Origin of the sequence: Wolbachia endosymbiont of Mansonella ozzardi (genome assembly GCF_020278625.1) — a bacterium.
Classification (GTDB): Bacteria; Pseudomonadota; Alphaproteobacteria; order Rickettsiales; family Anaplasmataceae; genus Wolbachia.
The window spans coordinates 21901-31165 of record NZ_JADAKK010000005.1; the positions used below are offsets into that span (position 1 = coordinate 21901).

Annotated in this window: 11 protein-coding genes; 5 read left to right on the forward strand and 6 right to left on the reverse strand. The window is 34.4% G+C overall.

Annotated elements, in window-relative coordinates:
- Positions 1-256 precede the first annotated feature (256 nt).
- A complete protein-coding gene (locus IHO40_RS00925) occupies positions 257-448 on the reverse strand; it encodes an HK97 family phage prohead protease (protein WP_368666744.1) in 192 nt (63 codons plus the stop codon).
- 295 nt (positions 449-743) lie between these two features.
- Between IHO40_RS00925 and IHO40_RS00930 the strand changes: the two genes are divergently transcribed.
- From IHO40_RS00930 to IHO40_RS00950, 5 genes are all read left to right on the forward strand, one after another.
- Positions 744-923 (forward strand): hypothetical protein, encoded by a 180-nt coding sequence (locus tag IHO40_RS00930; RefSeq protein WP_225536322.1) that lies wholly within the window; start codon positions 744-746, stop codon positions 921-923.
- Entirely contained in the window at positions 904-1830 is a 927-nt protein-coding gene (locus IHO40_RS00935; RefSeq protein ID WP_225536323.1) for a ribose-phosphate diphosphokinase, read from the forward strand. The genes IHO40_RS00930 and IHO40_RS00935 overlap by 20 nt, the downstream gene beginning before the upstream one ends.
- Positions 1820-2173 carry an Asp-tRNA(Asn)/Glu-tRNA(Gln) amidotransferase subunit GatC gene (locus tag IHO40_RS00940; RefSeq protein ID WP_225536324.1) on the forward strand — a complete coding sequence of 118 codons (354 nt, stop codon included), beginning with the start codon at positions 1820-1822 and terminating at the stop codon, positions 2171-2173. Before IHO40_RS00935 ends, IHO40_RS00940 begins: the two co-directional genes overlap by 11 nt.
- 434 nt (positions 2174-2607) lie before the next feature.
- The gene (mtaB, locus tag IHO40_RS00945) at positions 2608-3843 is read left to right on the forward strand and encodes a tRNA (N(6)-L-threonylcarbamoyladenosine(37)-C(2))-methylthiotransferase MtaB (protein WP_225536325.1); all 1236 of its coding nucleotides are present in this window, start codon (positions 2608-2610) and stop codon (positions 3841-3843) included.
- Between the two features lie 35 nt (positions 3844-3878).
- On the forward strand, positions 3879-4670 hold the full coding sequence (locus IHO40_RS00950) for a P44/Msp2 family outer membrane protein (protein ID WP_225536326.1): 792 nt from the start codon (positions 3879-3881) through the stop codon (positions 4668-4670).
- On the opposite strand, the gene IHO40_RS00955 is transcribed toward IHO40_RS00950, so the two are convergent.
- The 5 genes from IHO40_RS00955 to IHO40_RS00975 all read right to left on the reverse strand — a co-directional run bounded on the left by IHO40_RS00955 (position 4660) and on the right by IHO40_RS00975 (position 8947).
- The gene (locus tag IHO40_RS00955) at positions 4660-6159 is read right to left on the reverse strand and encodes a secretion system protein (RefSeq protein ID WP_410543349.1); all 1500 of its coding nucleotides are present in this window, start codon (positions 6157-6159) and stop codon (positions 4660-4662) included. The genes IHO40_RS00950 and IHO40_RS00955 overlap by 11 nt on opposite strands.
- A 219-nt stretch (positions 6160-6378) precedes the next feature.
- A complete protein-coding gene (gene rnc / locus IHO40_RS00960; RefSeq protein ID WP_225536328.1) occupies positions 6379-7086 on the reverse strand; it encodes a ribonuclease III in 708 nt (235 codons plus the stop codon).
- Between the two features lie 78 nt (positions 7087-7164).
- Positions 7165-8205: a quinone-dependent dihydroorotate dehydrogenase gene (locus IHO40_RS00965; protein WP_225536329.1), complete on the reverse strand. Its 1041-nt coding sequence runs from the start codon at positions 8203-8205 to the stop codon at positions 7165-7167.
- Positions 8206-8321: 116 nt separating this feature from the next.
- The gene (locus IHO40_RS00970; protein WP_225536330.1) at positions 8322-8573 is read right to left on the reverse strand and encodes a hypothetical protein; all 252 of its coding nucleotides are present in this window, start codon (positions 8571-8573) and stop codon (positions 8322-8324) included.
- A gap of 185 nt (positions 8574-8758) precedes the next feature.
- Positions 8759-8947: a hypothetical protein gene (locus tag IHO40_RS00975; protein ID WP_225536331.1), complete on the reverse strand. Its 189-nt coding sequence runs from the start codon at positions 8945-8947 to the stop codon at positions 8759-8761.
- Positions 8948-9265: the final 318 nt, after the last annotated feature.

Here is a 9265-nt window from a genome sequence, read left to right on the forward strand (position 1 = left end):
CGTTATCCTGACTCTTTACATTAACTACCTGAGCAACTAAATTTGCAGAAAAGTAACCAAACTGACTTCCATAATCCCACTTGTTTCAATACTCAAACTCCACTTTCATAATCAATGTCATACTCTATAGGTATATAGCCAATTGAAAGTCCATTGATTACTCCAGTTTTGAGCATCAAGTAAACTTATTCTGCCTTTTAGATACCCAAAAGTAAATGCGCAGTTATATATAGGCCGACATCATTTTCATGAATATCTATAATATAACTATATGCTCGCTCAGGTTGTGCTGCCAGAGGAGTTTTATTTTATTTCCATTCAAGTTTTCTTTAAATACTCCAGGTAAGATGAGATCATTCTGTTTATCAACTACGTTAAAAACGTTCTCATAGCCAGAAAATACGCCTTTTTCTCTATACTTTTTATTGATAATGATGAACAGAGAAATTTCTTATTCATAAAGCCCCCTTGTAGATTTAGTACTAAAAATTCTACTTGAAGTAATTTGCAATGCGCTGCAATACTAAGTTCATTATACGCAGTGCTTCAGCAAGAGGGAAGTATTTTTCTAGTACTAAATCTTGGATCTCATTTCACTTAATGACGGTACCATGAAAGTAACCCCCTCCTATCATCCAGCGCGTGACGCTGGATGATAGAATTTTATTGGGTAGGTGAGCATAAAAGTTATGTTAAAATACAACGTTTTATGGAAAATTTGAATTCCAGTGCCAAGCACTGGGATGACAAGAAAAGGCTGCTTGGATAACGCTGTTATAAAGGAAACATGCCGGCTACTTGGACGACCGGTAGATGTGCAAGAGATCGCTGGTAAGGACTTTAGAATAGAGTTTCAATCGTTTCATAGTTTCTGTATAATCTTACAAATTCAATTGGTAGATTATGAAGATAATAATAGGTAGCGCTAGTAAAGAATTAGGGGAATCAATAGTTAGTAAGCTAAATGTTCAACCATCCCTTACTCAGGTATCGAGGTTTGCCGATGGCGAGATGAATGTGTACGTGGGAGGTGATATCTATAATCAAGAGGTATACATAATACAGTCAATTTCTCCTCCTGCAAATGACAATCTTATGGAGCTCTTGATCACAATTGATACAGTAAAGAGGTTAAGAGCCAAAAGAATAATGGCGATTATTCCCTATTATGGATATAGCAGGCAAGATAGGGTTATTAAAAACGATAATATGCAATCTGCTTTGAGTGCGAAATTAGCTGCAAATCTCATCCAGGCTGCAGGCGCAGATAGTGTTGCAGCTGTTGATTTACATTCAAGTCAAATTGAAGGGTTTTTTGATATACCAGTCGCTAATTTAAGCTGCCTTGAAGTATTTGCTGATTCTATACATACAGAGAATTTAGCAATAGTTGCACCCGATGTTGGAGCAATCGGTAGGGCGCGTGCTTTTGCAAAGACTTTAGAGAAAAAATATGAGATAGAATTGAGTGATAAGATTATCATAATAGATAAATATAGAGAGAAAGCAGGTACATCTCAGGTAATGAATGTAATAGGAGAAGTGACAAATAAGAATTGCGTCATCATCGATGATATAGTTGATTCTGGTGGAACATTATGCAATGCCGCTCTTGCTTTGAAAAGTCACGGGGCAAAATCTGTAATTTCATGCATTACACATGGTGCGCTTTCAGGAAATGCAATTGAAAAAATCTCTTCCTCTTTTCTAGACAAATTAGTGATTACAGACACCATACTTCACAAATTTGAAAAAACTGGTAAAGTAGAAGTTATTTCAACTGCAAATATTTTGGTTCACTTCATTAAAGGGGATAAGGATGCCAGCTAGGTCAACAGAAGACGTCATTACTTCGCTAATAGAGTTTGTAAACAAAAGAAAAGTGACAATTACTAAGGAAGAAATGCTTAAAATTGCACAGCTTGTAAGAATTAAGTTATCAAATGACGAAATTGAGCACTACTCCAAGGAACTAACAATGCTGGATTGGATACATGATATTTTGTTGCAAGTTAACACTGAAGGTGTTTCTCCTATACGTTATGGTAGTATAGATAAGAACATTCATGTACATGATGACGTTGTCAATGCTCAGAATACTAAAGAGGAGATATTATCCAATACAAAATCTGAGCATGGATATTTTGTAGTGCCAAAGGTTATAAACGATTGAAATAAGTCTATCTTCTAAGAAGAGCATTTAAAGGATCGACATAGGGCTTTGGAAGATTAAAATTGGGTAAATGTTACGTCATATACATAAATGTTATAAAAGATCTAGTAACTGTTGCTTCAATAAATGTAGAAAAGAACATTTACAAAAAAAAAAGTTGCCCCCCTAGTTTCACCTGCTATACTGTAAAGCTTTTTCTATAAAGGATAGTAGCTTCAAGCACCAACATCAAGTTGGTGCGGTTTTTCTGGGTTAATGTTTCTTGAGCTGGTTTTAGTATATACTAAGTTGACGCAGTTACACACTCTACCTTCATCAAATCTTTGCTTAAGGCGAATCATTCTCACGTTTCTGGGCCTGGTCGTAAGAGGCTTAATGACTTTGCTTGAATGTTTGATATAATAATTAAATTATAAAATCGATTGAAGTCTAGCATGAATGAAGTAGTAACATTTGGCTGTCGTTTAAATTTTTATGAAAGTGAGTTAATTAAAGAAGCGCTAAGAAAAGCAGAAAGAGAAAATGTCGTTGTAGTGCACAGTTGTGCAGTAACAAATGAAGCAGAACGCCAGGTGAAGCAAAAAATACGTAAGATTCATAAAAATGATCCAAGTAAAGAAATTATTGTAGTTGGGTGTGCCGTTCAATTAGATCCCAAATCGTACAGTAAAATTCCTGGTGTAAGCAAAGTGCTGGGCAATCAAGATAAGCTAAAGACTGAAAATTATTTGCTGAATAATAACAAAATATTAGTCAATGATAATCAAGCAAGCAGGTCAGAACCTATTCTAATTAATAAGTTTGAAGATAAATCAAGGGCGTTTATCGAAGTCCAAAATGGTTGTAATCATAGCTGCACATTTTGCTCAATTACTGAAGCAAGAGGAAACAACCGATCCGTACCAATAAACAATATTATAGAGCAAATCAAGGTTTTCGTAGCAAATGGTTACCAAGAAGTAGTGTTTACAGGTGTTGATATTACTGATTTTGGTACAGATTTGTTTGGCAAACCTTCACTTGGTTCAATGATCAGAAGAGTTTTAAAGGATGTACCGGAGTTGAAGAGACTTAGACTTTCTTCTATTGATGTTGCTGAAATTGACGATGAGTTAATGAGCTTAATAGTTAACGAATCAAGGCTTATGCCATATTTACACTTAAGTTTACAATCTGGTAATAATTTAATCCTAAAAAGGATGAAACGTCGTCACAGTAGAGAGCAAGTGATAGAATTTTGTCATAAAGTAAGGAGCTTGAGGCCTAATATAGCGTTTGGTGCTGATATTATTACTGGATTTCCAACGGAAACTGATGAAATGTTTCAAGATACTGTTAATCTACTAAAGGAAACGAATATAGTTTACCTACATGCTTTTCCATATTCAAAGCGAAAGAACACGCCTGCTGCACGAATGCCACAAGTGCCAGAGAATGTGCGTAAAGAAAGGGTAAAAAACTTGAGGGAAACAAGTAAAGAAATGATGGGTAACTTTTATCAGTCTTTAATCGGCACTAAACAAAGCGTTTTAGTTGAGCAAAATAATATTGGCAGGGTAGAAAATTTTGCATTAATAAAGCTTTCATCAGAGGTTCAGGCTAAAAGTATTATAAAAGCTAACGTTATAGGAATGGAGAGTGGTTATTTAATTGGAAGTGTTATTTCTTAATTTCTTGATGTGAGAAAAGTATTGTAAATTTGTTTATGATGAAAAGACCTACTATTTTTGATGCATTGCTAATCTTATGTATTAACTTCTTTTCCGCTCAAGCTAATACAGGTGATGTTGAAGATCTAATGCTTGCAGACAGATTTGTATGCCATAAATCTAGAAAATATGATAAAAAAGAAGTTACATCAGTTGAAGGCAAGAGACTTAATTTCTATATTAGCACCAACGGTGGCAAGATATATTACGATAACTCAGAGACATTTATGAATGGCATAACAGCAATTGGAGAAAGATGCCTAACCTTAGTTGAAAGCCGTTATGGTGCAATAGCAAAAAATATGGTGGAAGATGAAATTAAGAGTATACATCAATTTGATGGTAAAATTGATTTCCAGTGGCTCAGCAGCATATCTTTAGGTTACTATGCTAGAGAAAATGGCCGAATTGATTTTGAAACTATGTATTCTGGGGCTGATATTAAAAGTGATAACCCTATACCAGTACTTGATAAATCAGTCAGCATATTCGCATTTTTGTTAAACTTCTATTATAATCCTAGTGCTCAGGATACACAATTTGCTCTGTATACTGGTCTTGGTATAGGGCCAGCAGTTTTGAGGTTAAAAAAAATTAATAGGTCACCTAAAAATTCAATGCCATTGAATGTTCCTTGGTTTGCTTATCAAGTGAAGTTTGGCGTTAGTTATTCAGTAGTTCCGGAAGTCAAAGCCTTCCTTGGTTATCGTTACTTCAGTATTCCAATACCCGTTGCAGATAACATATCAACTCATAATATTGAAATCGGTTTGATGCTTAGTTTTTAGTTAATATATATAAATTCTCGTCCTTTTTATCTAACAAACCGAACGTTGGTACGATTGTTGCTTTTAAAAAGATAACGGTTTCTACTGTTCTCGTGTTATCCGCTAGCCTTTTTAACTTCTGATGCAACGTAGCTTTAAAGCTTTGCTTATCTTCTCTACGCTCTATAAGTCCGCCAATTACCATAACTTCACCACTCTTGATTTTTAACATAGAGTTCATTTCCCTAATTTCAATAATTGGAATGTTACTATTCAGTTTTGTTTTACTTTGCTGCGCGATGTACTCTATATTTGGGTCTTTAGTATAGCCGTTAATTCTTGATAAGGTTGGGTGTATATTCATGAATATTTCACTAGTATCAATATTGATGCTTGGATGGATTATTAACACAACCCCTATTGGAACACTATTCATTTTGGTGACTAAGGTATGATCGGAGTTTTTTTGTATATCAGAGGTAAAGTAAACGTGATTTTTAGTGAAAGAAATCATCGCTTGCTGATTATTTATGGCATGTACTCTAGGGCTTGAAATCACAGTTGAAGTACCAAATTTGTCTAAACCTTTTACTAAATTTCCCAGATCACCCATGCCGAAGTTCATTGCCAGATTAACAATGGAATTATCTTGATTCATTACAGGTTTGATTCCATCGCATAAATCGTCTAAATTGATACCAGAAAGGTACTTATCATCTAACACGACTTCAACTATCTTTGCCTCTATCATTACTTGGGAAGACGCTAACCGCTTAACTTTATTAATATATTCTTCAACAGCTTTGTGAATGTCTTTTCTAGCATTTAAAATAATAACACCAGTTTCTCTATTAGATGAAAGGAATTCTCCATCATTTACCCCGTTAACATCTATTATTGTATTCAACCCCTTTTCCAACGAGTTCCATAAATCGCTGCTATATTGAGACTTCATAACGCTGTTATAGTCCTTATCGGCATTGATTCTGTCGTTGCTGGTAATATTGTTGTTAACAATAAAACTGCTTTGAGCAGAGTGTTGAATATTGACAAAGTCTGCGTAATAATTTTGTGTGTACGGTAAATTTTGCTCAATTTTAATCACACCATTACTTGTCGAGTAACGCAGTTTGGCACTATCAGCTATGCTCTGAATTACTTCATTTATATTTTTATCTTTTAGCTTTAAAATAATGTTGCCTGATATTTTTGGATCTATATCCAAGTTAATGTCAGAAAGTTTTCCTATCTCAATCAGCAAATCCTTTACTGGCACTTCTTCACCAATATTAATAGAAATAAGCTGGCTACTGGCTGCGAAATCAGGAAACTTTACGGGCAAAGGTACAATTTCTGGTACTGCCGGTTCATTGTTCTCCGAAAGGAAAATTTTGCCCTTGCATCGCTTTAGTAAGTGGTCGTACTCAATATCGTGATGATTTTTGTCGTCTATTTGGGTAATATATCCCTGAGCAGGTAAGCATATACAGGAGATGATAAAAAGGAGCATTGAGCATCTAAAAATGGTCATTGGAAAAAAGCATACAAAACCATTCTAATAGATTTCTATAAAAATATTAAAAATGTATTTAATTTTGTTTTCATCTAGCAGAATTACTACACTAAATGCTGCAAATTTATAGCCTTAGAGCTGCAGGGTTCTTATCTATAAGACAAGACCATCCACAATTGTTTTTGATCAGGGTGCTTTTGTTTCTTAAAACTTGAATTAAGTTGAATTGCTTTTTTCACTATTGTTAATTTTTTCTAGCATTAACTCGGCAGCCTTTTGTTCAGCAACCTTTTTACTAGAAGCGCATGCAGAAACTTCACCGTAATTTTTTATGCGAATTGATATGGTAAATTCAGGATTGTGTGATGGTCCAGTCTGTTTTGCAAGCTTATACTCTGGTAAAGGTAGTTTATTTTTCTGAATCCATTCTTGTAGCGAGGTTTTAGGATCTTGAGGAGGGGTTAGCATATCCTTAGCCAGCTCCTTCCAATATTGGGTAACAAATCTTTCAACATTTTTAAATCCGCTATCGATATAAATCGCACCTATTAGTGCTTCGAGTGCGTTTTCTAAATTTTTTAAGTTACATTTCCCTCCATTGCAGCGTTCACTATTATTCATGATGATAAAATCGCCCAACTTTATTTCTTTGGCAACATTGGCAATCGTGCTGCCACAAACTAAGTCCATTTTTCTTTTCGCCAACGCGCCTTCTCTTTCTTCAGGAAATAGTTTAAATAGTATAGCAGACACAATCATATTCAAAATGCTATCGCCCAAAAATTCTAACCTTTCGTAATTTTCAGTTTGATTTTTACTATTCCTTTTATTCAAGCTTGGATGAGTCAGTGCTTCCTCTAATATAGCATCATTTTTGAACCTATAGTTGATGATTTTAGATATTGCATCGTTCACGTTTTTCATACTTGTTGTATTAAAAGGAAATACTTCCTGTTGTATTTTTATATCAGAAGATTAGTTTTGCTCCATCAAAATAAGTTGCTAAGGTTTGTGGTCACAACCTACTGCCTCACTGGTGTTACTCAGTCCATCTCTTCTTATTAGCTCTGCAAGCTCTAGATTGATTTTATTCACAACTTGAGGCCCTTGGTATATGAGAGTAGTGTACAGTTGTACTAGAGAGGCTCCTGCCTTTATTTTTTTATATGCATCAGCACCGCTTGAGATTCCCCCGCACCCTATTAATAATGTCTTGCCCTTAGTGAGTTTATACATGTCACTCAATAACTCAGTTGAAAGTTTAAACAGTGGTCTACCACTCAACCCACCAATCTCATTGTGATGAGAATGTAGATTATCTCGACTAACCGTGGTATTGCTTACTGTCAAGCCGTCAATTTTGTATTCTAATACGAGCTCAGCAATATTTTCTTTTGTTTGCTGATTTATATCTGGAGAAATTTTTAATATTATTGGTATGGATCCAGAGTTATCGATTGATTTCCTGGTTAGAATTATGGACTTCAAGAATTCTGATAATTCCTGCTTGTTGTGCAGATTGCGTAAATTTGGCGTGTTTGGAGATGAGATATTCAGCACTATATAACTACTTTTCCCATATATTATCTTTATTAAGTCAACATAGTCACTGATTTGGTCCTTCGAAGTGCTATTTTTCCCTATGTTGATGCCAAAAATGCAGTCATCAAGCTTGGTCCCATCTATTTTCTTAAGGAAATAGTCTATTCCTTTATTATTAAACCCTAATCTATTGATTATTCCTTCGTCTTCAATTAACCGAAAAATTCTCGGTTTTTTGTTTCCGTATTGGGGGTGTTTGGTTACAGTACCAGACTCGATAAATCCAAACCCAAGTGAGAGCATGGGCCTTATAACTTCCGCATTCTTGTCAAAACCTGCAGCAAGACCTACAGGACTCCTGAGTTTATTACCAAAGAAGTTTACGTTTAAAGATTCTGGTAGTTCTATAGGTTTTCTGCAAGGCATCTTTTTTAACATCGTGATTGCCAAGGAATGAACAATTTCAGGTGGTAGCAAAAATAGTAAGTTACGTAATATCATTTTGTAAAACACTCTTCAGTTTATTTTCTACCATAAAATGCCACAAGGGTATAGCTGTAACTTTAAAAGAAGACGTTTTTATTGATTTTACTTATGAATGCTTTAAGCGATAACAATTAATTTTTCTGAAAGGAAATCACAACTTGATCAGTGTTTTTATACACTAATTCAAGATAGCCAAATTTGTTAATTCGAGATTCTACTAATATAGGGATTTTACCTTGATCTAAATAAAACCCTTGTTTTGATTGTTTATTAATAAGTAATCTTACATTTCTATTTTTCCAATCAAGCATTTTACTTATTTCAGACTTTCTCTTACAATTAATCTCATTTATAAATCCTAAATATTCACCTTTGCAGAGCATACTTCAATCTTGCATGTTTTATAGCTCGCCTAACTGCTTAAATATGGATCCGTATCACTTTGTTTATCAAGTTCAAACTTCTTCTTTGACATATTTCCACGGAACTTTTGCATTACCTATCCTCTTTGAAAAAAGCACATCCTGGTCAAAATTTATAGTATCTTTTGTATAAAATGTCATTGAACTTATTGCTCTAGTAATCGCTCTGTGATGCTAAAATGCCTTTTTACTTTTTGCATATTTTGAAATGACACTATTACCACATCTGCTACGACTTCTTTTCCATAGTTAACATGCTTACTAGCACACCCATGTTTGGATGTAAACGATGACTTGCCTACTAATAAAAAATCACTAAACAATATATTATACATAGCCTGCGCACTGTAAAATGTGTCAACGTAGAATGACTATCTTCTGGATGAAGGGTATTTTTCCGGTGCAAGGTAAGTATACGAGCCCTTTAGTAAATAGTAGAAGCTACAGCTGGTAAGCAAGAAGGGCAAACCAATCAATAATAAAGCTTTTGTTAGTCCCTTTAGCATTTTATTGCTTACATTTTTAATATAGTATATTATTTTTTTTAATGTTTTATTAAGATCTATACCTAATTCGCTAAAATTTCAGAAAAAAAGACAAAGAAACCCCGAGTGGCAAGTTTTGACTCTATAATACTTTAAATTGGCGTTATA

Bases quoted from the DNA above. Each gene is read 5' to 3' on its own strand.
- IHO40_RS00935 (WP_225536323.1), top strand. From the start codon at position 904: ATGAAGATAATAATAGGTAGCGCTAGTAAAGAATTAGGGGAATCAATA.
- IHO40_RS00930 (WP_225536322.1), top strand. From the start codon at position 744: ATGACAAGAAAAGGCTGCTTGGATAACGCTGTTATAAAGGAAACATGC.
- IHO40_RS00970 (WP_225536330.1), bottom strand. From the start codon at position 8,573: ATGCTCTGCAAAGGTGAATATTTAGGATTTATAAATGAGATTAATTGT.
- mtaB (WP_225536325.1), top strand. From the start codon at position 2,608: ATGAATGAAGTAGTAACATTTGGCTGTCGTTTAAATTTTTATGAAAGT.
- IHO40_RS00975 (WP_225536331.1), bottom strand. From the start codon at position 8,947: ATGTATAATATATTGTTTAGTGATTTTTTATTAGTAGGCAAGTCATCG.
- IHO40_RS00965 (WP_225536329.1), bottom strand. From the start codon at position 8,205: ATGATATTACGTAACTTACTATTTTTGCTACCACCTGAAATTGTTCAT.
- IHO40_RS00940 (WP_225536324.1), top strand. From the start codon at position 1,820: ATGCCAGCTAGGTCAACAGAAGACGTCATTACTTCGCTAATAGAGTTT.
- IHO40_RS00950 (WP_225536326.1), top strand. From the start codon at position 3,879: ATGATGAAAAGACCTACTATTTTTGATGCATTGCTAATCTTATGTATT.
- IHO40_RS00955 (WP_410543349.1), bottom strand. From the start codon at position 6,159: ATGCTCCTTTTTATCATCTCCTGTATATGCTTACCTGCTCAGGGATAT.
- rnc (WP_225536328.1), bottom strand. From the start codon at position 7,086: ATGAAAAACGTGAACGATGCAATATCTAAAATCATCAACTATAGGTTC.